Annotated in this window: 21 protein-coding genes; 9 read left to right on the forward strand and 12 right to left on the reverse strand. The window is 58.9% G+C overall.

From position 1 onward, the window contains the following. Positions 1 to 22 precede the first annotated feature (22 nt). Positions 23 to 1,858, reverse strand: coding sequence for a DIP1281 family NlpC/P60 protein (locus tag ABZS45_RS04425; RefSeq protein WP_412100802.1), 1,836 nt, complete (start codon positions 1,856 to 1,858; stop codon positions 23 to 25). A 1,453-nt stretch (positions 1,859 to 3,311) separates the two neighbouring features. Beyond that, a complete protein-coding gene (locus ABZS45_RS04430) occupies positions 3,312 to 3,788 on the reverse strand; it encodes a DUF6676 family protein (protein WP_412100803.1) in 477 nt (158 codons plus the stop codon). A 368-nt stretch (positions 3,789 to 4,156) separates the two neighbouring features. Here ABZS45_RS04430 and can point away from each other — a divergent pair, with 368 nt between their 5' ends. The 5 genes from can to ABZS45_RS04455 all read left to right on the forward strand — a co-directional run bounded on the left by can (position 4,157) and on the right by ABZS45_RS04455 (position 10,244). After that, a complete protein-coding gene (gene can / locus ABZS45_RS04435; RefSeq protein WP_412100804.1) occupies positions 4,157 to 6,973 on the forward strand; it encodes an aconitate hydratase in 2,817 nt (938 codons plus the stop codon). A 170-nt stretch (positions 6,974 to 7,143) separates the two neighbouring features. Continuing rightward, positions 7,144 to 7,716, forward strand: coding sequence for a TetR/AcrR family transcriptional regulator (locus tag ABZS45_RS04440; protein ID WP_412100806.1), 573 nt, complete (start codon positions 7,144 to 7,146; stop codon positions 7,714 to 7,716). 236 nt (positions 7,717 to 7,952) lie between these two features. Then, the gene (locus ABZS45_RS04445) at positions 7,953 to 8,558 is read left to right on the forward strand and encodes a hypothetical protein (protein WP_412100807.1); all 606 of its coding nucleotides are present in this window, start codon (positions 7,953 to 7,955) and stop codon (positions 8,556 to 8,558) included. Between the two features lie 106 nt (positions 8,559 to 8,664). Beyond that, positions 8,665 to 9,447: a hypothetical protein gene (locus ABZS45_RS04450; protein WP_412100808.1), complete on the forward strand. Its 783-nt coding sequence runs from the start codon at positions 8,665 to 8,667 to the stop codon at positions 9,445 to 9,447. A gap of 50 nt (positions 9,448 to 9,497) precedes the next feature. Next, on the forward strand, positions 9,498 to 10,244 hold the full coding sequence (locus ABZS45_RS04455; protein WP_412100809.1) for a hypothetical protein: 747 nt from the start codon (positions 9,498 to 9,500) through the stop codon (positions 10,242 to 10,244). On the opposite strand, the gene ABZS45_RS04460 is transcribed toward ABZS45_RS04455, so the two are convergent. Further along, a complete protein-coding gene (locus ABZS45_RS04460) occupies positions 10,241 to 10,930 on the reverse strand; it encodes an NAD(P)-binding oxidoreductase (protein ID WP_412100810.1) in 690 nt (229 codons plus the stop codon). The two genes, ABZS45_RS04455 and ABZS45_RS04460, sit on opposite strands and share 4 nt — an antisense overlap. Before the next feature lie 79 nt (positions 10,931 to 11,009). Between ABZS45_RS04460 and ABZS45_RS04465 the strand changes: the two genes are divergently transcribed. The 4 genes from ABZS45_RS04465 (at position 11,010) to ABZS45_RS04480 (ending at position 13,998) form a co-directional block, all read left to right on the forward strand. Beyond that, complete coding sequence (locus ABZS45_RS04465) at positions 11,010 to 11,279, forward strand: ACT domain-containing protein (protein ID WP_010186707.1); 270 nt, start codon at positions 11,010 to 11,012, stop codon at positions 11,277 to 11,279. 15 nt (positions 11,280 to 11,294) lie between these two features. Then, entirely contained in the window at positions 11,295 to 12,659 is a 1,365-nt protein-coding gene (locus ABZS45_RS04470; protein WP_412100811.1) for a PFL family protein, read from the forward strand. Between the two features lie 72 nt (positions 12,660 to 12,731). Then, on the forward strand, positions 12,732 to 13,421 hold the full coding sequence (locus ABZS45_RS04475; RefSeq protein WP_412100812.1) for a MerR family transcriptional regulator: 690 nt from the start codon (positions 12,732 to 12,734) through the stop codon (positions 13,419 to 13,421). 148 nt (positions 13,422 to 13,569) lie between these two features. Further along, a complete protein-coding gene (locus ABZS45_RS04480) occupies positions 13,570 to 13,998 on the forward strand; it encodes a hypothetical protein (protein ID WP_412100813.1) in 429 nt (142 codons plus the stop codon). Here ABZS45_RS04480 and ABZS45_RS04485 read toward each other — a convergent pair. The 9 genes from ABZS45_RS04485 to ABZS45_RS04525 form a co-directional block, all read right to left on the reverse strand. Next, a complete protein-coding gene (locus tag ABZS45_RS04485) occupies positions 13,995 to 14,774 on the reverse strand; it encodes a hypothetical protein (protein ID WP_412100814.1) in 780 nt (259 codons plus the stop codon). The two genes, ABZS45_RS04480 and ABZS45_RS04485, sit on opposite strands and share 4 nt — an antisense overlap. A 124-nt stretch (positions 14,775 to 14,898) precedes the next feature. Next, complete coding sequence (locus ABZS45_RS04490) at positions 14,899 to 16,530, reverse strand: ABC-F family ATP-binding cassette domain-containing protein (protein WP_070444825.1); 1,632 nt, start codon at positions 16,528 to 16,530, stop codon at positions 14,899 to 14,901. A 340-nt stretch (positions 16,531 to 16,870) separates the two neighbouring features. Continuing rightward, positions 16,871 to 17,299, reverse strand: coding sequence for a metal-sulfur cluster assembly factor (locus ABZS45_RS04495; protein WP_412100815.1), 429 nt, complete (start codon positions 17,297 to 17,299; stop codon positions 16,871 to 16,873). Beyond that, positions 17,300 to 17,749: a Fe-S cluster assembly sulfur transfer protein SufU gene (gene sufU / locus ABZS45_RS04500; RefSeq protein WP_412100816.1), complete on the reverse strand. Its 450-nt coding sequence runs from the start codon at positions 17,747 to 17,749 to the stop codon at positions 17,300 to 17,302. Next, positions 17,746 to 18,993 carry a cysteine desulfurase gene (locus ABZS45_RS04505; protein WP_412100817.1) on the reverse strand — a complete coding sequence of 416 codons (1,248 nt, stop codon included), beginning with the start codon at positions 18,991 to 18,993 and terminating at the stop codon, positions 17,746 to 17,748. The genes sufU and ABZS45_RS04505 overlap by 4 nt, the downstream gene beginning before the upstream one ends. 79 nt (positions 18,994 to 19,072) lie before the next feature. Beyond that, positions 19,073 to 19,831 (reverse strand): Fe-S cluster assembly ATPase SufC, encoded by a 759-nt coding sequence (sufC, locus tag ABZS45_RS04510; RefSeq protein ID WP_412100819.1) that lies wholly within the window; start codon positions 19,829 to 19,831, stop codon positions 19,073 to 19,075. A gap of 27 nt (positions 19,832 to 19,858) precedes the next feature. After that, complete coding sequence (gene sufD / locus ABZS45_RS04515; RefSeq protein ID WP_412100820.1) at positions 19,859 to 21,049, reverse strand: Fe-S cluster assembly protein SufD; 1,191 nt, start codon at positions 21,047 to 21,049, stop codon at positions 19,859 to 19,861. Next, the gene (sufB, locus tag ABZS45_RS04520; RefSeq protein ID WP_412101138.1) at positions 21,050 to 22,456 is read right to left on the reverse strand and encodes a Fe-S cluster assembly protein SufB; all 1,407 of its coding nucleotides are present in this window, start codon (positions 22,454 to 22,456) and stop codon (positions 21,050 to 21,052) included. It abuts the gene before it with no gap. A 61-nt stretch (positions 22,457 to 22,517) separates the two neighbouring features. Further along, positions 22,518 to 23,228 carry a helix-turn-helix transcriptional regulator gene (locus tag ABZS45_RS04525; protein ID WP_070444851.1) on the reverse strand — a complete coding sequence of 237 codons (711 nt, stop codon included), beginning with the start codon at positions 23,226 to 23,228 and terminating at the stop codon, positions 22,518 to 22,520. Positions 23,229 to 23,284 lie beyond the last annotated feature (56 nt).

Raw genomic sequence — 23,284 nt, forward strand, 5'->3', positions numbered from 1 at the left:
CCCAGTCTAGCAACGGGCAGTTCTAGATCAGGCGCACGGCATAGGGTGCCATGCCGCCTTGGCGCACAGGGGTAATGCTGACGTTTTGACCAGACTGCGGGGCTTCAACCATCGTGCCATCGCCAAGGTAGATAGCCACGTGTTGGCTACCGCTTGGGCCGTAGAAGATTAGGTCACCACGCTCCATCTCACTCGGTGCGATCTTGGTCCCCTTCTGGTACTGGTAGCCGGTGTAGTGCGGCAGGGAGATGCCTACTCCGGCAAAGGCATAGAGAACCAGGCCCGAGCAGTCGAAGCCGACCTTGTTGTAGTCACCGTGGGAATCCGCCACGCCGCCGTCACGAATGCCCTGGGTGGGACCGTTTGCATCGCCACCGCCCCACGCATACGGAACACCTACCTGGGACGTCGCGCGCGAAATGACAGTCTCGATCTTTGCCTCACGTGAGGCATCCCCCAGAGATTCGGAAACCTTATCCGTGACGCTATCAGTCGTGTCAAGTGGATCCAGCACACCGGAAACCTCGGACTCCAAAGTGCCTTCATCCGAAGGCGCGGAAGCGGAATCGCTAGCCTCCGCGGTGCTTGCGCCTTCGCCCTGGAGGGCGAAAAGCTTCGAGGAGCCTTCGACCAAAGCGTCGATCTCGTCCTGGCTCAAGCTGTTGCTGTGGCCTGGCTGAGAAGCGGCGATCAAGGAAGCTACGGTTCCTACCGCGCCAATGCCCAATGCAACGGTCTCAGCATCGATCCCGCTCGGGTCGAAGGAGCTGCCGCTGCCGCCTGAAGCCGTCCCCGCTTCAGCGGAGCTTGCAGTGCTTGTCGACGACAGTTCCCGCACGTTGGGATCGTTGACCACAGTGCTTGCGGCACTCGAGAGCGCATCCATGTCTTCAGCAGAAACGGAGGGCGCAGAGCGTTGTGATTGCAAAGTAGGGTTCTTCGCCTCGGAGGCTGAAGGGCCGGCGGCCGCGACGTCATCAGTTTCTGGGGTCGGCTCTGTCGCGTCATCGGCTGGGGCTGTAGTTGTGTCCTGAGAATCAGCCCCTTCCGCAGCCGACAAGGCCTCATCATTGACGTTCATTCCGGTCTCTGGACTTGACGGTTCGGTGTCGTCAACACCCTTGACTTGATTAAGGGCCTTGTGGAGAGATGAGAGTTGAGAGAGAAGATCCTCGCGCTCGGCCGCAGATTCTTCAATTGAAGCTTCGGAAGCGGAGAGCTGTTCGCGTGCAGCGGACTCGGCATCGGCCGCCTTGTCTGCGCGCTCCTCAGCCAACTGTTGGGTCTTGCGTAGCTGCGACTCCTTGTTGGCCTTCTCCGTGCGCTCCTTTTCCAGATCGCTCACAACGGCCTGTTGCTTCTCTGATTGCGAGCGGAGGTAGGACTGGCGCTCCAACATGTCCGAGCGGGCATCCTTGCCGGCCGCATGGGAAACGGCGTCAGAGGTATTTGCTCGGCGGTAGGCAGAGCGTGAGACCTCGTCCAGCTTGGCTTGTGCATCGGCGACGTCTGCCTGGGCATCATCAAGCTCCTGGCGAGCCGTCGTGGTTCCCTGGCGAGCCTGGGCTGCCTTGGTGCGAGCGTCATTGAGATCAACGAGCGCCCGGTTGACGGTTTCACGTTGGATGCCGATTTCGGCTTCCGCTTTCGCGATGCGTTCCTCAATCTGAGCGATGGCGCCGGCGAGGTCAGCGATGGATGGACTATCAGAGGACAGCAGCGACTCAATATTGAGCCGCTCAGGCTCCTCCGCCACTGCAGGAGTGAGCGAAGAAGCGGTAGACAGGGCCGCGGTGGTCGCAATGGCAGCGAAAGCTGCCTTGAAACGCCGGAAGCCAAAAGACGATGTGGTGGCCACGAGAGTTATCTCCTAGGCACCTACCTCATTGGAACTGTCATGCGTGTCGTGCAGGCATACGTGCCGGACATCGAGCGGTACAGGCAACGAGTCAGCCAGGCATAACGGTAGTTAAGGTACGCATAGCTGGCTCGGACTTCCCACAGGATGTTACGACGACGGTTGCGCCCAAAGGAATAGTGGGACCGAAGAGGCTGGCACCCGGTGCTGACCGGGGTATGCCTACGCGGGTTGCCCTAGATGGTTGCTAGCAACTTCACGACAATATAGGTCGAATAAGTGGCCTGCACCATCACTGACACAGGGCAACACGATACTGCGCGGCGTCTCGTGTGTGCACCAACATCAAGCCGGACCGCTTTATAAAAGCAAGTCAGACTGCGCACTCGCGGGCTCGTTTGCTCCGCATAGAGCGCACTTAAATATGACTGCGCGATCCGGCGATGAGGGGGCACACACCCTAATCTGGCGATAAGTCCTATGTCGGTTCCTCCTCGCTCGGCGCCGCGCTCATGGAAGGGTCACGCCCCGCGCCAATAGTGGCGCACGCGCAAGCCCTCGTGGCTGGCACCCAACCGGAAACCGATGGAACCCAGGCCGACGCAGCCCTCAAAAAGGCATGCGTATGAAGTGTATGAAGCCTCTTCCACTCGGGAGGTAGGTGTTTCGATATCTAAAAAAATTGAACACTGGTACCGACTGCGCCGAGCAAACTGTACTGCAATGCGCATCAACATGGTGGTGCGACGGTCATCCACCAGGCGGTGAACCTCAACAGTTCCCTTCGCTCGTGGCGTGCTTCCCCACATACCCGTGCGACAAATCAGTTGAGAGTCAAGGCTTGGTCCATGAACGTATGGAGCAATAGTCAACCCGTGAGTCGATACGTGAACCATACGTCACCGACACGCCTTCTCGCACACTTTCCCCATCTTTCACATAAGCCACGCATGACCACACGGCATTACAGGCGCATCTAACCTGCAATGACATTGTTACCAAGGTGTGACTGTGATGTTGCTCACTCAACCCCCGGACTTCACCCGCCGTACCCATCGGGCGCCGCCCCCCTTTGTCGCGTCCCAAGCCTTGTCTTGTGTCCTTCTTTCTTCGGGAGTGGCTTCCTACCGGCACACCATTCGGAGGATGCTTAAGGGGGCGGCATTTGAGTGCGAGGGCCCAATGGTCTTTCGCCCTGCGCGCCCTGCCTCGCGGCGTCAGCTTTGGCCCTCGGATCGCCCGCCCGCCGGCCAGAGATTTCACCCTCCAGTGGGACGAGAAAATGTCCGCCCTGCGCCAGTCTCAAGTCTGGTGGCATACCTAGCTTTGGAAGGCTCGAAGGCATAGCGGCAACCACTCCCCCGCTGAAAAATCAAGTCTTAGTGGTTGATTTTCGCCACTTCCCTACTCCCCTGCACTGAAGGCCGGCGCGTGTTGGTCGGCGTCTTCTTGCCTAGCGATCGGCTGGTTCAACCTTCGTGGCGGCTGCCCGGAAACTCGCCCATCCGGCGACCGCCGCAACGGTGAACGCGACCGCAAAAATCAACAACCACGGCACGGAGAACTGATCTGCAACGGCATAAAAATCATTAAGTAGGGTTACCTGATCGAGTCCAGTGGGAAGCGAATCTTCGGCTGCCTCTAAGGCTGCCCGGTCATAAGTATTACTGACCGCGGACACCCGCATGGGCGCCTGGAGAATTACTGTGTCAAGTCCCGTTTGCTCTTGAAGGGTTGTGGTCAGATCGCGGAGATCTGGAATTTTCTCCGGAAAAACATCAACGACAGCAATGCCGTGGTTGGGTTGGAGGGATTCTGCGATGTGGGTCTGGAGGTTGTCGTCAAGCGCCAGTTCTGGATTGGAGAATGCCACACCATCGGCCGAGAGCTGATCGGCGATGTCATCAACGTCTACTCCCGCAGGAATCATTCGCCTCTCCTTAATCTCTAGCCTCAATGAACATTGGAGCCTAGATCGCTCTACTCGGCGTCACGGCTCGCCGCGCTCATTTCCTTGCGGGGCGTGTCCCCCTGCTGCTCCCGACTGAGCCTAAACCGTGCAGTGTGGCTGAGGTGGGCGACTCGCCGCTACCCCCGAAATGTAGGAAACAGAACGCCCGTACTGTTATGCTGGTGTCGACCGAGGGTTCTTACATCTACAATAGATACGGAACATTAGCGTTCTGAGACTGTCGAAATTCCTGGCTCAAGTTGGTTGCTAGGGCATGCCGGCAAATTCGAGGAACCTTCGACCAGTGTTCGATAACCCACAAGCAAAAGCAAGGAATGGAGCTCCTTATGACTGAAAGCCTGAACTCCTTCGGCGCCAAGAAGACTCTTGAGGTCAACGGTAAGTCTTATGACTACTTCGACATCAACGCAGTTGAGGGCCTGGAGAAGCTTCCTTACTCCCTCAAGGTGCTGGCTGAGAACCAGCTGCGCTACGAGGATGGGAAGAACGTAACCAAGGATCACATTAACGCTTTGGCGAACTGGGATCCCTCCGCTGAGCCGGATACCGAGATTCAGTTCACTCCGGCCCGTGTTCTTATGCAGGACTTCACCGGTGTCCCCTGTGTGGTGGACCTGGCAACCATGCGTGAAGCTATCACCGCCCTCGGCGGCAAGCCGGACCAGGTGAACCCGCTCAACCCGGCTGAGATGGTTATTGACCACTCCGTCATCGTCGAGGCCTTCGGCTCCACCGAAGCTCTGGAGAAGAACGTTGAGATCGAGTACGAGCGCAACCAGGAGCGCTACCAGTTCCTGCGCTGGGGTGCTGAGAACTTCTCTAACTTCCGCGTTGTTCCTCCGGGAACCGGTATCGTCCACCAGGTCAACATTGAGTACCTCTCCCGCGTTGTCTTCGACAACGACGGTGTTGCTTACCCGGATACCTGTATCGGCACTGACTCCCACACCACCATGGAGAACGGCCTGGGCATTCTGGGCTGGGGCGTCGGCGGCATCGAGGCCGAGGCTGCAATGCTGGGCCAGCCGGTGTCCATGCTGATCCCGCGCGTCGTGGGCTTCAAACTCACCGGCGAGATTCCGACCGGTGTGACCGCAACCGATGTGGTTCTGACCATCACCGAGATGCTGCGTCAGCACGGCGTCGTTCAGAAGTTTGTTGAGTTCTACGGCAATGGCGTGAAGTCGGTGCCGCTGGCCAACCGCGCCACCATCGGCAACATGTCCCCCGAGTTCGGTTCCACCGCCGCAATCTTCCCGATCGACGAGGAGACCATCAAGTACCTCGAACTCACCGGCCGCCCGCAGGAGCAGATCGACCGCGTCGAGGCATACGCCAAGGCGCAGGGTATGTGGCTGGAGCAGGACGCTCCGGAGGCAGAGTACTCCGAGTACCTCGAACTGGACCTGTCCACCGTTAAGCCCTCCATCGCCGGCCCGAAGCGCCCACAGGACCGCATCCTCCTCTCCGAGGCCAAGGAGCAGTTCCGTAAGGATCTGCCGACCTACGCTTCCGGCGAGGTTGTTGCAGACGAGTCCACCATCGAGGCGAAGCGCATGACCGCTGAGGGCGCCGACGAGAACTCCCTCGTCGACGTGACCGGTGGCCTGAACAAGTCTCGCGCTGGTGAGGGCGAATCCGCAGCCAAGGGTGGCTCCGGCCGCCAGTCCAACCCGGTGACTGTCACCTCCCCGAACGGCGGCGAGTACACCTTGGACCACGGCATGGTAGCCATCGCTTCCATCACCTCCTGCACCAACACCTCCAACCCGTCCGTCATGGTCGGCGCAGGCCTCATCGCCCGCAAGGCGGCCGAGAAGGGCCTGAAGTCCAAGCCGTGGGTTAAGACCATTTGTGCTCCGGGTTCCCAGGTTGTGGATGGCTACTTCCAGCGCGCAGACCTCTGGAAGGATCTGGAGGCCTTGGGCTTCTACCTCTCCGGTTTCGGCTGCACCACCTGTATTGGTAACTCCGGCCCGCTGCCGGAGGAAATTTCCAACGCCATCAACGAGCATGATCTGGCTGCTACCGCGGTGCTGTCCGGTAACCGTAACTTCGAGGGCCGCATCTCCCCGGACGTCAAGATGAACTACTTGGCCTCCCCCATCATGGTCATCGCTTACGCTATTGCTGGCACCATGGACTTTGATTTCGAGACCCAGCCGCTGGGCCAGGATCAGGATGGCAACGATGTCTTCCTCAAGGACATCTGGCCTTCCCCGCAGGAGATTGAGGACACCATCCAGCAGGCCATCTCCCGCGAGCTCTACGAGGCGGACTACGCCGACGTGTTCAAGGGCGATGACGCATGGCGCAGCCTGGACGTCCCGGAGGGTGAGACCTTCCAGTGGAATGAGGACTCCACCTACATCCGCAAGGCACCGTACTTCGACGGCATGCCAACTGAGCCGGAACCGGTTCAGGACATCAAGGGCGCTCGTGTTCTGGCTAAGCTCGGTGACTCCGTAACCACCGACCACATCTCCCCGGCTTCCTCCATTAAGCCGGGCACCCCGGCCGCTCAGTACCTGGATGCCAACGGTGTGGAGCGCCAGGACTACAACTCCCTGGGTTCCCGTCGCGGTAACCACGAGGTCATGATGCGCGGTACCTTCGCCAACATCCGCCTCCAGAACCAGCTGGTCGACGTCGCCGGTGGCTACACCCGCGACTTCACCCAGGAGGGCGCACCGCAGGCCTTCATCTTCGATGCTTGCGAGAACTACAAGGCAGCCAACATCCCGCTGGTTGTCCTTGCCGGCAAGGAGTACGGCACCGGTTCCTCCCGTGACTGGGCTGCTAAGGGCACCAACCTGCTTGGTGTGAAGGCCGTCATCACCGAGTCCTTCGAGCGCATCCACCGCTCGAACCTCATCGGTATGGGCGTCATCCCGCTGCAGTTCCCGGAGGGCGAGTCCCACGAGTCTCTGGGCCTAGACGGCACCGAGACCTTCGATATCGAGGGCATTGAGGCTCTTAACGAGGGCGGCATTCCGAAGACGGTCCACGTGACCGCCACCAAGGAATCCGGCGAGACCGTTGAGTTCGATGCCAAGGTTCGCATCGATACGCCTGGTGAGGCCGACTACTACCGCCACGGCGGCATCCTGCAGTTCGTTCTGCGCCAGATGGTCAAGGCCTAAACCAGCCTTGTCCCGCATGCGGGGACGCCGGCTACGGATGACCCCGCATAACTAGGCAAAAGGCCAGCTAGCAACAACGAGTGCTGGCTGGCCTTTTCTATTTCCTAACCTTTACGTCTTTTCATCACCTGACTATCCGCCGCTGTGCTTTAAGGAGCGAGATTCCAGCCATGCCGATTATGAGCGACTCCGAACTTCATCGCCGCCGCAACGACATCCTGGTTGGGGCACGAAAATGCTTCGCGGAGCACGGCTATGACGGTGCTACAGTCCGCCGCCTTGAAGAAGCCACAGGCAAATCGCGCGGGGCTATCTTTCACCACTTCGGCGATAAAGAGTCTCTCTTTTTGGCCCTGGCCCGGGAAGACGCGGCGCGCGAGGCCGAGGTTGTGGCAAACAATGGTCTGGTTGAGGTTATGAGCGAAATGCTGCGCCACCCGGAGCGCCACGACTGGTTGGCCACGCGCTTGGCCGTTACCTCGATGCTGCGCACCGATCCTTCTTTCGCCGCTCGGTGGCACGAAGAGCAAGAAATTCTGGATAAGGCGGTACGCGCTCGCTTGGAATCCAACGCCGAAAAAGGCCGCCTGCGCGATGACGTCTCCATCGATACCCTAGTGACGTACCTAGAGACTTTCATGGACGGCTTCATCAACCGCCTTGCGCTGGGAGACACCAAGAACCTAGAGCAGGTGTTGACCTTGGTTGAGCAATCGATTCGTGGCTCCCGCGCCGAGCACTAAGCGTTTAACGCTCAGGGACGAGTGGTGTGATTGACGCTACACTCTGGCGTATGCACCATACTCCCCTACAGCTTCCGCGGACGCAGTGTGGAATCGATATGAAGGCTACGCCACGACTCGCCCCGAAGGAACAGCGTGCCCACGATGCTCAACCGAACCCGCGGATAGATGATTCAGGTCTTCGCCAGGTCATCGAGGATGCTGGACCGCTGCCAGGGCGTCTGAGACCCAGTGACGTGGCTTCCTGGATTTTTATAACTATCGTGGTGCTCTTCGTATGCGGCATGGCGTTCACTTTTATTTACTATTTCCTCGGCTCAGCGCGACATGTCATTTCACAGTTTCGGCTCATCTCTTTCATTCCCGTCTTCCCTTTACTGATCATCCTGATCATCGTGGGGATTGGCTTGAGACGCGTGGTCATGAAAGTCAGTCGTTCTCGGCTTCTGCGCACTGCATGGCGCAACGGCTGGGTAGAATACCGTCCTGCTCTCATCGGTGAGTTGGTGTACCTACGCAGCAAAACCGTAGGCCCCGACGACCGTGAACGAACCTATTTTTATTACTCGGCGCCCCTTCTGCTCCTCCAGCCAGACGGCACACTAGCTAGAGCCATGTCCGGTGAGTTCCGCGTTGCAAATCCGAACTGGCTGAGATCGCGGGGCACTGCTATTGCCGAAGGATCCCACTTAGCAACCGTGGACTCCACGAATAACAATGGATGGACCGTTGCTGCTTACCGCACCGACGGGACGAGTTCAGAAGCAGAACTTTCGTGTGGCCTCACCGGGCGCCAGGTAGAAGCCGTTCTCTCCTTCGCCGAACAGCGCTGGGTGCGCTAAGGCCGCTCTTTCATTGGGGTCGGCCCGCCGCTCCACACGGGTCCTGCTCCCCATTGGATGTTGAACCGACGATCAAGGCAGCTCCAAGCCCTTTACACTGTGATCCATGACGCAATCTTCTATTCAATTACCTCGGTCACCGCTGAAATTTGATGCAGCCAGCGCCGACTCCCTCGCGCCTAAGGAGCTAAAGGAGCACGATCAGCAGCCCAACCCCAACGTAGATCGCAGCGGCATACGCGAAGCTATCGATAGCGTCGGGTCACCGATCGGCCAAACGAATCTCGGCATGACCATCGCTGGATTCATTGTCATCTCCATGGGAGTTATGTCCCTGTTCTTCACAGTGACGCATGCGCTTTTCCTCTTTGTCCTTTTTCCAGGCGCAAATGGAACCATCGGCGGGATACCGATAGCCAGTATTATCATCGCGCTCACCGCACTGGTATTCATCCTTATCGGAGTTATGGTCATGCGAGGGCGCTGGGGATCCACGACGCGGCTGCGCACTGCGTGGGCGAATGGATGGATTGAGTACCGCCCCGCATTGATCGGTGAGCTGGTTTATAAGCGTCGCGTCGATTACAACGACACCATCGATTACTACTACACCGCCCCGATACTGATTTTGCAGCCGGACGGCTCATTGACAAAGAGCAGGACAGCGGAGTTCATTGCTCCGAATCCGAACTGGCTGAAGCTGCGTGGCCGGTTGCTCGCCGACGGTCCCCTCGTCGCCACCGTCGACTTCAACCACAATAACGGCTGGAGTGTGGTGGGATACCGCGCCGACTCGGATAATCCGCAACTAGAACTCCAGCATGGTCTGAGCAAGAAGAACATCGAGGCGGCGCTGTCTTTTGCCGAGCAAAACTGGGTAAAAGGTTAATGCTCAAGGATTTACAGTCTAGACTGGCCGCCTTCTAGGAGCCGATAAGAATGCCTCAACACTATATAGCCCCTTTTGACTTTCCCGACCATGAATACAATGAAAGGCTGATTCCTCGAAGTCATCGGTCAGTTTCTTCTCCCAACCCCTCGCCAGCAACTAGCGCCATCACGCGTGCAATCGCAACAGCAGGTCCACTTCCTGGCGGGAAAACGCTTGAAACTAAAGAACTTCGCACGCGCATTGTGGTGGCAGTAGTACTCTGCGCCATGGCGGTTCCAATCCTTATTTTTGAAGATCTGTCCTTCAGCTCCGGATGGCAGGGATTGGCCGCGGCATTCTTCGCTGTCTTGTTCGTGGTTACAGCAGCTAGAAATCTGTGGTCAATACGCAGCTCGACATGGGGTGCGCGCCGGATACGTACCGCCGCAGAAAATGGATGGATAGAGTATTATCCCGCATTGCTCAGCGAGATCTGGCAGACCGGCCAATACGTCCCAGAATATGAACCCACCCAGTACTATTACAAAGCGAAAGTGCGCCTTTTCCTTCCCGATGGCACTATTCACGACATCATCAGCGATGAGTTTGCGTCTCTCACTTCTCCACGTGCCTTCCGCGAACAGGGCATCGGCGTGGTGCGTTTTCAAAGCAAGGCCATCTTTGAGCGCACCACGGGGTGGTACATTGCCGCTCACTTATCCACAAAGCCACTACGCTTTGCAAGCCTGCGTCATGGACTCAGCCGCGAGCAAGTAATAGCCGGGCTTAACGCCGCCGCATCTTCTGCTTCCTAGATGTCCTTAACGTCGCCGTCACCATCGATGAACTCTAATGGCGAGGCTGGGAAGGTGTCGCGGCGAGCCACCTCGGTGACAACCTCGGCGACAAGCTCCCGGGAAGTCGTCATGTCGCTCGTGCGCTCGGCGTCGTTATCGAGCACAGTGATGCCCTGAGAAGGCTCTTCCGTGAGCGCCGCAGGACCCAGAATGAGGTAATTGAGATCGGTCGAATTGAGCTTGTTGTCTACGGCCTTCTTGGACTCTACGTAGGCATACCACTTCTCGTCCGCGGGATCGGTGGTATTGGTCGTGGCACCCATGTAGGAAATCATCACGTAGGCCGGGGTGCGCTTTCCCTCCTCCGCTAGCTTCTCCAAACCAGCGATGGAGGCAAGTGCAGCATCGCGGTCCACTGCCCACGTAACTTCCGCGCCAGCGCGGCCACCGTTTCCGGCACCCCACACTACGACGTCATAGTCGGCCGCGAGATCCGCCCAGTCTTCAACAGAGAGTTCGGTGAGATCGCGCACCACTGCGGTGGCGCCGAGGGCTTCAATATCAGCGACCTGGTCGGGGTTACGGATAAGGGAATGGACGGTAAGATTGGCGTCGACAAGCTTGGGCGCCGCTAAAAGCCCAACCTTTCCATGGCCGCCGATGTACAGAACCTTCTTGCGTGCAGTTGTTGTCGTATCAGTCATGAGCGCCACCGTACGCGCTATCTGATCTCTCTGCAGGACCCCAGGACAGCTGGAAAAACCTACAGGCTACAATCTAGTCATGATCGCCATCATGACTGTTACCGGTGTTGATAACACCGGAATTATCTCCGCCGTGTCCACCGCCCTTGCAGAACTTAATGTCAATATCGTTGACGTCTCCCAGACGCTCATGTCTGAGTATTTCACCATGATCTTGCGCGTCGAATTCGATGAGAACGAGGTCAGCATCCAGCAGCTTCAGGAACGGATGAACACCGTCGGTGAGTCCATCAAACAATCCATTCGCGTGCAGTCGGAAGCGCTGTTTACCGCAATGAACGAAATTTAGGGGCGATAACCAGTCATGCTTAACCGCTTCAATACCGCCAGCATTCTCGACACCATCGAGATGATCGAGAAATATCGTCTCGATATCCGCACCGTCACCATGGGCATTTCGCTGCTCGGCTGCACACGCTCCACCATGGAAGCCACCGCTGAAGCTGTCTACGACCTCGTGACTTCCCGCGCCGCACAGCTGGTTGAGGTGTGCGAAGGCATCGAGGCCGAGCTCGGCATCCCGATCGTCAACAAGCGCATCTCCGTCACCCCAGTCGCGCTTATCGTGGCCGGCGTCGAAGGAAACCCCGTCGACGTCGCCCGCGCGCTCGACCGTGCGGCAGCCGCGACCGGCGTCGACTTCGTCGGCGGCTACTCCGCGCTCGTTGAAAAGGGCGCTACCACCGCTGAAAAGGCTCTAATCCGCTCCATCCCGGAAGCTCTGGCTGAGACGAACCTCGTCTGCTCCTCGGTGAACATCGCTTCTTCCCGCGCCGGAATCAACATGAACGCCGCGGCCCAGATGGGACGCATCATCAAGGAAGCAGCCGAGCTGACCAAGGACCGCAGCGCCATCGGCTGTGCCAAGCTCGTGATCTTCTCCAACTCCGTGGGCGATAACCCCTTCATGGCCGGCGCTTTCCACGGTATTGAGGAGCCGGACTGCGTGGTTTCTGTTGGCGTATCCGGACCCGGTGTCGTCGATCGCGCGCTCGGCTCCCTCGAGGGAGCCACCCTTAATGAGGTCGCCGAGGAAGTCAAAAAGGCAGCCTTCAAGGTCACCCGCGCCGGCCAGCTCGTGGGTTCCATGGCTTCTGAGCGCCTCGGTGTGCCTTTCGGCATCATTGACCTTTCCCTCGCTCCCACCGCAGAGCTGGGTGATTCCGTCGCACACATCCTGGAGCACATGGGCCTGGATCAGGTGGGCACGCACGGCACCACGGCGGCACTGGCTCTGCTTAACGACGCCGTCAAGAAGGGCGGCATGATGGCCTGCTCCCGCGTGGGCGGTCTGTCAGGTTCCTTCATCCCGGTTTCGGAAGACAAGGGCATGATCGATGCGGTGCGCACCGGTGCCATCTCCATCGACAAGCTGGAGGCGATGACCTCTATCTGCTCAGTGGGCTTGGACATGATCGCCATTCCGGGTGATACCTCCGCAGAGACCATCGCCGGCATGATCGCGGACGAAGCCGCCATTGGCGTGATGAACCATAAGACAACCGCCGTGCGCGTCATCCCTGCTCCAGGCACCAAGGCTGGCGACGAGGTCAACTTCGGCGGCCTTCTAGGCTACGCCCCAGTCATTCCGGTTAATGACGTGGGCAACTCCACCTTCATCAACCGCGGTGGCTTTATCCCGGCACCGGTGCACGGTTTCCGTAACTAAGGAGAACACCATACGGAGCAATGTGCACCGAACACTTGACCCTCACATTGTGTGAGGGTTTAGCTTTATCCTATGAAGATATCGGACGTCGCTGCGGTCGCTGGTTGCTCAGTGCGCTCCGTGCGACATTTGCACGAAACGGGTGCGGTTCCTGAACCCGCACGCACCAGCGGAAACTATCGCAACTATTCGGTCTCTGACCTGGCTTCAGTGCTGCGAGCGCGTGCGCTTATCGACGCCGGCGTCCCCATCGCTGAAGTCTCATCTCCTGATGCGGTCGAACGCTCGTTTAATATGCTGGATGAGCGCATTGCTCGGCTGCAACAGCAGCGAGAACGTTTGCGTGCCCTTTCTCAAGCTCCAAAAGGGACACCAGAGGATATCCGTGACTTCCTCAGCCAGGTCATCGAGGATCCGGCAATGCTTCAACTCGAACTGGATTCCTGGGATCTCATTGCACTTACCGGAGTCGCTACATCAGCCACCTGGGAACAGCTACGACAGAACCTCGCCGACGACGATTGCCTTGCAGCCCTCCGTGGAATTGAAATCCTTTGGCGAGAGCTTGGCTCGCTGTCTCCGCATGATCCTAGGGTCGATCGTATCGTCGAGAAGCTTCGCTACCTGGGGGAACACGGGTTGATGCGAGGAATCTATCCCACCTTGCGACCTGGTAACGCTCCGCTGACCGTGGCTGAAATTCCTACTACTGGTGCGCAAGGTGTAGCGATCAAAGCTTTGGTGGGTGGCTCAGGTGGCTAGTATCTGGCGATTTGTGGAGAAACATCCTGGATTTCGCCTAGCCAAATATGAATTGGGGCTCTACCACGATCTGTGGCGGTGGATACGGGGCCAGACGTTGGTCCCCGCCGGAGCGGTAGCGCTTCCCCACCCTCCGGGCAGGCTACAGATGCTGGGCTTCGTCACTGCGGTGCTGGTGGTTGAAATGGTGGCCGTTCACTTTCTACTCCCTGTGGGCGTTCTACGAATTTTGGCATTGCTTCTGTCGCTGTGGGCCATAGTCTTCGTCTGGGGCTTGATTGCTGCCGAACGTATTCGACCGAGCTATGTCACCGATGACCTCACGGTTTTGAGGCGCGGGAAAACTGTCTTCGCTGAAGTACCGATGGCTCTTGTCCGCAGCAAGCGGGCAGACCGTACTTTCGAATCAGCGGTTGTTATAAGCAAAGGTGAACTCACTGTAGGTGGCCCAGCTGGAACCGATACCCTCCTTGACCTTAGTGAACCCGTCCAGGCATCGCCGGACCGCTACCCATGGCAGAGCGCTCACCCAAAGGAGGTAACGAAGGTGCGCTTTTATGGTGCTATTTCTTGCTAATTACTGGCGCTGCGAAGTTCTTCTTCAATCTCCGCAATCATCGGCAACACGAGACCCGCACGTTCGGCGTCAATTCCCCACTTCTCCGGTTCACTGCGGACCATGTCGGCTATGGCCGTGAGAAAGTGGGCGAAATTTTCGACTACGGCACGGTTATTGTTGCGAATGCCTTCGGTGAGCACGGTAGTACTCAGCCGTTCGGTCCAAATTTCGAGGATATGCGGCGAGGTACTCTTGGCAATCGTGGTGCAGGCCGCACGCGCTAAGCGGATGCTCTCATCGTCATGCCACACTCCTCCGGGGGCGCGAAGGCGACATGAGATAATTGCTGCCGCTTCGACGGGCGGGATCATTCCCTTGCGGACGCAGGTTTCTACGTAGTCGGCGCCGTAACCAACGGCCATGATAGGACCGATGTCTTTGACGATGCCGCGTGTGTCCTCCTCTGTGACATACCACGCACGGAAGGTGAGGTAGTCCTCGTAGTGGAAGTGGCCTGCCTCCGCGAGCACATTGAGCAACTGGGCGGACAAAGCCTTGGTCCATATCTTGTCTGTACGCAGGTAACCGGTGAGGCGCTCTCGAATCTGGCCGAGATGGCTGTCCCACTGGCCTGACACAATGCCCTCTTTCAATTCGGTATAAGCCCAGTCCACTCGTACTTCAGGGCGCTTGCTCACCAATCCGGTGAGCAAGGGTTCGATGACGGAATCTAGGGTCGCGGCGGTGCTCATGGTCTCTTCCTCTCCAGCGGCGGCACGAAGGCGTCTTACCACTTCTAGACCCTGTGCGTGGGAAGCGGAAGAACCCAAGAGAAGAGTCTTGAGCGGTGTGTGGTTGTGAGCCTGAGTCTAGCCCAGGATGTGGAACGAGGACAGTGTCCTCCTTAGGAAATAGTCTTTAGGCTAGCTCCACGATTTCCATGTACTCGTCGTTCCACAAGTCCTCATCGCCATCAGGCATGATGATGACGCGCTCAGGGTTGAGCGCCTTGACCGCACCCGGGTCATGGGTAACCAAGACCACGGCACCGGTGTAGGTGCCCAGGGCATCGAGCACCTGCTCGCGGGACTGAGGATCGAGGTTGTTTGTAGGCTCGTCGAGAAGCAGCACGTTGGCGCGTGAGGACACCAGCGTTGCCAGCGACAGTCGAGTCTTCTCACCACCGGAGAGCGTGCCGGCGGGTTGTTCCAGCTTGTCTCCGGAGAACATGAAGGCACCGAGCAGACCACGCAAATCCTGCTGGCCGGCATCCGGGCAGGCCTCGATGGTATTTTCCCACACGGTCTTGTCGGGGTCGATGTTGTCGTGCTCCTGGGCGAAGTATCCGATGCGCAGGCCGTGCCCGGAGACGATGCCGCCTTCGCCATCGGTGCGCTCCACGCCCGCCAGAAGCTTGAGCAGAGTCGTCTTGCCCGCACCGTTATAGCCCAGTACAACTACGCGGGAGCCCTTGTCAATGGCCAAATCAACGCCGGCGAAGACCTCCAGCGAACCGTACATCTTGGTCAAGCCCTTGGCGTTCATCGGAGTCTTGCCGCAGGGAGCTGGTTCGGGGAACTTGATATGGGCGACCTTATCGGCCACGCGGACGTCATCAAGCTCGTTCATCATGCGCTCAGCGCGGTGCAGCATCTGCTTGGCGGCGGCGGCCTTCGTGGCCTTCGCTCCCAACTTGGCGGCTTGCTTGTGCAGGGCTGCGGCCTTCTTCTCCGCGTTCGCGCGCTCTCGCCGGCGACGTGCCTCATCGGTAGCGCGGGCGTCAAGGTACTTCTTAAAGCCCATGTTGTAGACGTCTGCTTCGGCGCGCACAGCATCAAGGAACCAGACCTTGTTGCACACAGCCTCCAGCAGGTCTACGTCGTGGGAAATCATCACGAGGCCACCCTCGTGCTTGGACAGGAAGCCACGCAGCCAGGTAATCGAGTCCGCGTCGAGGTGGTTCGTGGGCTCGTCGAGAAGCAGCGTGGTCTGGGACTTGCCGGAGCCTGCCGACGCCGCGAAGAGAATCTGCGCCAGTTCTACGCGGCGCCGCTGTCCACCGGACAGAGTCTTGAGTTGCTGGTCGAGTACGCGCTGTGGAAGGCCCAGGTTATCGCAGATCTGGGCGCACTCGGAGTCCGCCTCGTAGCCACCTAAGGTGTGGTATTCCTCCTCTAGGCGGGAGAACTTACGAATGGCCTTGTCACGGAACCTATCGTCCGTGGCGGTTTCCATCAGCTCTTGTTGCTTAGCCATGCGGCGCTTGATCTCATCTAAGCCGCGCGCAGAGAGCACGCGCTCACGAGCGGTCTGCTCAATATTGCCCTCACGGGAATCCTGCGGCAGGTAACCAATAGGACCTGAGCGCGTTACCGAGCCGCCATAGGGCTCGGTCTCCCCCGCCAGGATTCGCATCGTCGTCGTCTTGCCCGCGCCATTGCGGCCGACCAAGCCGATGCGATCCCCCGGTTGCACGCGAAGGTGCTGGCCGGGGGCGTCGAGAAGCGTGCGTGCGCCCACGCGCACCTCGAAATCATTGGTCACAATCACGTCGAAACAGTCTAGCAACCAGGGTAGTTAAACCCGAACTGCACTACGCCTAGACATGGTGCCTAGACAGAGCATCACTTTCGAACCACCGCTGACGAATAGATCCCCAGACCTCGATCCCGCAACCTCCTGCTCGCCTTTTCTGGGTGACCCAGTGCTTGGCGACGCCCACCTGGGCCTTTCGGGATCGAGGTCTGGGGCTTTGTTTTGGTTGAGGAGGCCGCGTTGACAGTGACGGGAGTTGCTCACATAAACGCAGAACACCGCCGGTTCGTGTGAACATAAGGACAATGCGCACTCTCGAACCGGCGGTGGTATTAACTAAGGCGATTCGCGGAACCTAGACCGCGAAGCCGAGAGCCTGGAGCATCTCGCGGCCTTCTTCTGTAATCATGTTCGGGCCCCACGGCGGCATCCAAACCCAGTTGAGCTGGACTGCCTCAGCGAGCTTGTTGCCCACGATGACATCCTCGATCTGCTCGCCGATGACATCGGTGAGCGGACATGCCGGGGAGGTCAGAGTCATGTTAATGACGCAGGTGTTCTTGCCGTCGATCTCGTCGATCCAGACGTCATAAACCAAGCCCAGATCAACGATGTTGATGCCAAGCTCCGGGTCGATGACATCACGAAGATACTCGGTGATATCGAAGACCTTGGAAATCTGCTCTTCGGTTTGTTCAGGCTTGACAGCAGCGCCATCAAAGGAAGCATTCTGATCCTGGTAAGGATCAGTGCTGCCACCAGTGGTTTCAGTGTTATCAGCCATCTACTTCTCCAATTCATTCAGCGCTTCGGCGGTGGCGGCTTGGAAAGCCTTCCAACCGAGGAGAGCGCACTTTACACGGGCTGGGAACTTAGCCACGCCGGCGAAGGCGATGCCATCCCCAATAATCTCGTCATCACCCTCAACCTCCCCGCGGGAGGTCACCATCCTCTCGAACTCGGCTAGCTTGGCGTTCGCCTCCTCGAGGGGAATGCCGACGATTTCCTCTGCCATGACAGAAGTCGAAGCCTGCGAGATGGAGCATCCCTCGGCGTCGTAGGACACGTCCTCGACGGTGGAACCATCAGGCGACAGCTTCACGCGCAGGGTGAGCTCATCGCCGCAGGAAGGGTTGACATGGTGAACCTCTGCTTGGCCTTCGCGCAGGCCAGAGAATTTCGGGTTCTTGTAGTGGTCCAGGATGACGTCCTGGTACATGGAATCTAGGTTCATTCGCTCACTCCAAAGAAGGTACGGGCTGCCCGCACTGCCTCTATGAGGGCGTCGACCTCGTCCTCAGTGTTGTACAGGTAAAAGCTAACGCGTGCGGTCGAATTAGCCTGGCAGGCGCGGTGCAGCGGCCACGCACAGTGGTGGCCAGTGCGGATGGACACACCATGGGAATCAAGAACCTGGCCTAGGTCATGCGGATGGATCCCATCCACAATGAAGGAAACCGCTCCCCCGCGATCCTCGGTGGTTTCTGGTCCGATGATGCGCACGCCGGGGATCTCAGCAAGCTTCTCCAAAGCCAATGCAGTGAGTTTTTGCTCATGGGCGTGGATGGCGTCCATGCCCACCTCGCTCAAGAACTTCACTGCTGCACCAAGGCCCACAACCTGGCTGGTCATCTGGGTACCAGCCTCGAAGCGGGTGGGTGGCTCGGCGAACGTCGAACCCTCCATCTTGACTACCTCGATCATGGAACCGCCAGTGAGGAAAGGCGGCAGCTGCGCCAGCAGCTCTTGCTTGCCGTAGAGAACGCCCACGCCCGTCGGACCGCACATCTTGTGCCCAGAGAACGCCGCGAAGTCGACGTCGAGTTCGTGGAAATCCACGGGCATGTGCGGCACCGACTGGCAGGCGTCGAGGACGACCATGGCGCCCACGGCACGAGCACGACGCACCAACTCTGCGACGGGCGCCACGGCCCCGGTCACGTTGGATTGGTGGGTAAAAGCCACCACCTTGACGGTGTCATCGAGCTCGAGCGAATCGAGATCAATGCGGCCGTCGTCGGTCATGGAGTACCACTTCAGCGTCGCGCCGGTGCGCTGGCACAGCTCTTGCCACGGCACTAAGTTCGCGTGGTGCTCCAACTCGGTGACCACGACGGTATCGCCCTCACCAACATAAAGCTCGCCCGCGCGCTCGTCACTGAGCACATAGGCAACTTCATTCAACGCCTCCGTGGCGTTCTTGGTGAAGGAAATCTCATCGCGATCAGCTCCAACGAAGGCGGCAATGGCCTGGCGAGCGGACTCATAGGCATCATCAGCCTCCTCCGCCAGCTGATAAGAGCCACGGTGCACCGGCGCGTTGGTGCCGAGCACGAACTCCTCCTCGGCCTTCCATACCGGCAGGGGACGTTGCGAGGTCGCTCCCGAATCCAGGTACACCAGTGGTTTACCGTCGCGCACGGTGCGCGAGAGGATAGGGAATTGTTCCCGAATCGCATTAACGTCTAGTTCAGGCATAGGTCCTTGTGCTCGGTTCTTCTTCTCTAGCGTGTCGTGGTGTTGTCTGTCGTGTTGTCGCCGGGGTCGGCGCTACTGCCTACTTGAGGAACTGCTCGTAGCCGTCCGCCTCAAGCTGGTCAGCCAGCTCAGCGCCGCCGGTCTTGATGATCTGTCCGTCGGCGAAGACGTGCACGTAGTCTGGGACTACGTAGTTGAGGATGCGCTTGTAGTGCGTAATGAGGAGGATGCCGCCCTTGGTCTCCTCTTGGTAGCTGTTGATGCCATCGGAAACGACGCGCAGGGCGTCGACGTCCAGGCCGGAGTCGGTCTCATCCATGACGGCGAACTTCGGCTTGAGGATATCCAGCTGCATAACCTCGTGGCGCTTCTTCTCACCACCGGAGAAGCCCTCGTTCACGGAGCGGTGCGCAAAGGACTTATCGATGGCCAGCTTCTCACGGGCCTCAGTGAGCTCCTTGTTCCACTCACGCAGCTTCGGAGCCTCACCGCGGATAGCGGTCACGGCGGAGCGCATGAACTGCGACATCTTCACGCCCGGCACCTCAGTCGGGTACTGCATAGCCAGGAAGAGACCAGCGCGGGCGCGCTCATCGACTTCCATCTCGAGGATATTCTCGCCGTCGAGGAGCACCTCGCCCTCGGTCACCTCGTACTTAGGGTGGCCAGCGATAACGTAGGACAGAGTGGACTTGCCGGAGCCGTTCGGACCCATGACAGCGTGGGTCTCACCGGAATTGATGGTGAGATTTACGCCCTTGAGGATCGGCGTGGGCTCACCGTCCTCCTCATGTGGGAGCACCTGCGCGTGGAGATTCTTGATTTCCAGGGTAGACATTGAGTTGGTACCTGCTTTCGGAAAGATTTAAGCGTTGATCTTGGCGAGCTCGTCGACGACGCGGGATTCCAGATCCTCGCGCAGGGACTCGACCGGGATGCGGGAAATGACTTCAGAGAAGAAGCCGCGGATGATGAGGCGACGTGCCTCGGCGGCAGGGATACCGCGGGACATGAGGTAGAACAGCTCGAGGTCATCGAAGCGGCCCACCGTTGCGGCGTGGCCAGCACCGACGATCTCACCGGTCTGGATCTCCAGGTTCGGGATGGCATCAGCGCGCGCACCCTCGGTGAGGATCAGGTTGTTGTTCGTCTCATAGGTGTCCGTGTTGTTCGCATTCTTGCGGATGAGCACGTCACCGACCCAGCAGGTGCGGGCCTCCGGGGTACGGGAAGCAGAGCCGGCTTCGGCCTTCTGTGCTGCCGTTGCGCCCTGCAGAGCGCCCTTGTAGAAGACGCGGGAGCGGCAGTTTGGTACGTCGTGGTCCACCAGCAGGCGGTTCTCAAAGTACTGGCCGGCATCAGCGAAGTAGACGCCCAGCAGTTCGGCATCGCCGCCCGGGGCGTCGAAAACCACGCGCGGAGCGAGGCGCACAATTTCGCCGCCAAAGATGGCGGTGTTGTGGCGCAGTACGGCGTCGCGCCCCACCTTTGCAATCTGGTGGGACAGGTGCACTGCATCGTCCTCCCAGTCAGCGTCAACGACGACGGTGACCTGGGAGCCATCGCCAAGCACAAACTCAACATTGTCCGCGTGGGTGCCGGAGCCGACGTACTTGAGCACGATGGTGGCCTCGGCGTGGTGGCCGACGTGGATGGAGGTCGCACCGAAGGAAGTCACGCCCTCACCGGCGCCGGTGATGGTGATCTCCACCGGCTTCTCCAGCTGTGCCTCCGCGTCGACCGTAACGATCTGAGCTTCCGGCATGGAAGTCCAAGCCTGTGCGGCAACGCGGTCAGCGGGAGCGCCGGCGGTTCCCAGGCGCTCATCATCAGGCGCGACCGTCTCAGAGGTCACGCCTTCCGGGGCCACGACGTCAATCTTCTGCGCCGTAGCCGGTGCGAACTCACCATTATGCAGGCCACGCAGGTTGCGCAAGGAAATAAAGCGCCAGACTTCGTCGCGGCCATGCGGGACCGGGAAATCCTCCACGTTGAAAGAGGTGAACTGGTCACCCTTGGTGACGTCAGCAGGATTAAATTCGTTGGAAGCTACCACTTAGCCCACCGATCCTTCCATCTGCAGCTCGATAAGACGGTTGAGCTCCAGCGCATATTCCATTGGGAGCTCCTTAGCAATCGGCTCGACGAAGCCGCGCACAATCATCGCCATGGCCTCTTCCTCAGCGATGCCTCGCGACATGAGGTAGAAAAGCTGCTCCTCAGAAACCTGGGAGACCGTCGCCTCATGGCCCAAGGTGACGTGATCATTGCGGATGTCGTTGTACGGGTAGGTATCCGAACGAGAATTGTTATCCACCAGGAGGGCGTCACACTCGACGTTGGCTGTGGAGTTAGTAGCGTTCGCATTGACCTGCACCAATCCACGGTAAGCCGCGCGGCCGCCGTTGCGGGCCACGGACTTGGACACAATGTTGGAGGAGGTGTTCGGTGCCATGTGAACCATCTTGGAACCGGTGTCCTGCACCTGGGTGTCCGCCGCGAAAGCCAGGGAGAGAACCTCGCCCTTGGCGTGCTCGCCGGTCAGCCAGCACGACGGGTACTTCATGGTCACCTTGGAGCCGATGTTGCCATCGACCCATTCCATGGTGCCGCCCTCTTCGACCTTGGCGCGCTGGGTCACCAGGTTATAGACGTTGGTGGACCAGTTCTGAATGGTGGTGTAGCGGCAGCGGCCGCCCTTCTTCACGACGATCTCGATGACACCGGTGTGCAGTGAATCCGAGTTGTAGATCGGCGCGGTACAGCCCTCGATGTAGTGAACGTAGGCGCCCTCTTCCACGATGATGAGGGTGCGCTCGAACTGGCCCATGTTCTCGGTGTTAATGCGGAAGTAGGCCTGCAGCGGGATATCCACGTGGACGCCCTTCGGAACGTACACGAAGGAACCACCGGACCAGCACGCGTTATTCAGCGCGGAGAACTTATTGTCACCGGCCGGAATAACAGTGCCGAAGTACTCCTGGAGGATCTCCGGGTACTCGCGCACGGCGGTGTCGGTATCAACGAATATAACGCCTTGGGCCTCAAGGTCCTCACGGATCTTGTGGTAAACCACCTCGGACTCATACTGCGCGGCAACACCAGAGACAAGTCGCTTCTTTTCGGCGTCCGGAATACCCAGCTTGTCGTAGGTTTCCTTAATGTCATCCGGCAGGTCATCCCAGGTCTGGGCCTGCTTCTCGGTGGAGCGGACAAAGTACTTAATGTTGTCGAAGTCGATTCCGGAAAGATCCGGGCCCCACGTCGGAACCGGCTTCTTGTTGAATACACGCAGCGCCTTGAGGCGGGACTCGAGCATCCATTCCGGCTCGTTCTTCTTCTTCGAGATATCGCGGACGACATCCTCGCTCAAACCGCGGTGTGCAGCCTGGCCGGCTTCGTCGGAATCACGCCAGCCGTACTCATAGCCACCGATGGAAGAGATGATCTCGTCATCGCTCATCTTGGTCTCAAGCCCTGGTGCTGGTTGTGCCTGTGTCAAAGCCCGCTCCTTTCTAGTTCGATTAGTTCTCTTCCCGCTCCGCCGAAGCTGGTGGAACGGGAGTTAAGGGGATATTCGTGGTGCAGATTCCATGGCCATCCGCGATGGAGGCCAAGGGCTGCACATGTTTGCCTAATAGCGCGGAGAAGACTTCCTGTTCAGCTTCACACAACTCCGGGTGCTCGGTGGCCACGTGGGCAACCGGGCAGTGGTGCTGGCAAATCTGTACTCCGTTGCCCACCGATGTCACCGTGGCCGCGTATCCATGCGCATCGAGCACCTCAGCTAGCTGACGTGCCACCTCCGGAACAGATTCCTCGTCCTGTACCAAAGGTGTCACGTCTTCCACGAGACGTTCGAATCGCGCCTTGGCAAAGCGGCGGACTGCTTCCGGACCGCCCGCTTCTCGCAGCGCTGTGAGTGCTTCCGCCGCCAACTGGTCATAGGCGTGACCAAATTGGGCGCGCCCTTGATCCGTAAGGCGGAAATGCTTGGCGGGGCGACCGCGGCCTACTGTTTGCCCGGGACGGGCTGGCGGGCGGCGGTGCACCACCTCGGTGAGTCCTTCCTCCACCAGAATGTCTAAGTGCCGACGGATGCCGGCCGCAGAGAGACCAAGACGTTCACCCAAATAGGACGCCGTTACCGGACCGTCCTTGAGAAGCAACAGCATGACGTGTCGGCGGGTATCGCCCTCTGTAGAGCGAGTTTCCCTTGGCAACTCCTTCGTCACGGTGTGCACCTCCTTGAATGAAACACTCTCCCTTTAGACAACACTAGTGTTCCTTA

The organism is Corynebacterium aurimucosum (genome assembly GCF_046895345.1).
In the GTDB taxonomy this organism is placed as follows: Bacteria; Actinomycetota; Actinomycetes; order Mycobacteriales; family Mycobacteriaceae; genus Corynebacterium; species Corynebacterium aurimucosum_G.